The following is an 812-nucleotide window of genomic DNA, read 5'->3' as shown; positions in this document are numbered from 1 at the left end:
AACCGCTCCGGGTTCGGTAGGGACTCGATCATTTGAGAGGATCGAGTCATGGCACGTCCTTCCCAGTACCCGCTTGAGCTGCGCCGTCGTGCGGTGCGGATGGTCGCCGAGGTGCGGCCGGAGTACGACACCGAGTGGGCCGCGATGAAAGCGGTCGCCCAGAAACTGGGCATCGGCACGACCGAGACCCTGCGCAAGTGGGTGAGGCAGGACCAGATCGACGCGGGTGCCAGGCCGGGGACCACGACGGAGGAGTCGGCCGAGCTGAAGCGGCTGAAGAAGGAGAACGCCGAGCTGAAGCGGGCGAACGAGATCCTCAAAGCCGCGGCGTCTTTCTTCGCGGCCGAGCTCGACCGGCCACACACGCGCTCGTAGCGTTCATCGACGAGCACAAGGACCGCTTCGGCGGCGTCGAGCCGATCTGCCGCGTGCTCACCGAGCACGACTGCAAGATCGCCCCCTCCACCTACTACGCCCACCACAAACGCCAGACCGCACCGTCGGCCAGGACCGTTCGGGACACCGAGCTGAAGGAGCTGATCCAGCGCGTCTACGACGCCAACTACCGTGTCTACGGGGCGAGGAAGATCTGGCGCGAGCTGAACCGGCAGGGTCACCAGGTGGCTCGCTGCACCGTCGAACGCCTGATGCGCGAACTCGGCATCACCGGAGCGGTCCGCGGCAAGCGCGTGATCACCACGCTGCCCGGTGGCCAGACCGAACGGGCCCCGGACCTGCTGGACCGGGACTTCGTCGCCGGCGCCCCGAACCGCTGCTGGGTCGCGGACTTCACCCACGTCAAAACGTGGGCC

The 812-nt window shown here is 67.4% G+C and carries 1 pseudogene; it reads left to right on the top strand.

Annotation, left to right across the window (positions count from 1 at the left end):
* Positions 1-48 precede the first annotated feature (48 nt).
* Positions 49-812, top strand: a pseudogene (locus AC5WS8_RS39230) (IS3 family transposase); the annotation flags it as partial.

It is taken from the genome of Streptomyces sp. PTL18 (assembly GCF_059510295.1).
Note: the sequence above shows the minus strand (reverse complement) of the source record. Positions and strands in the feature narration are given on the sequence as shown.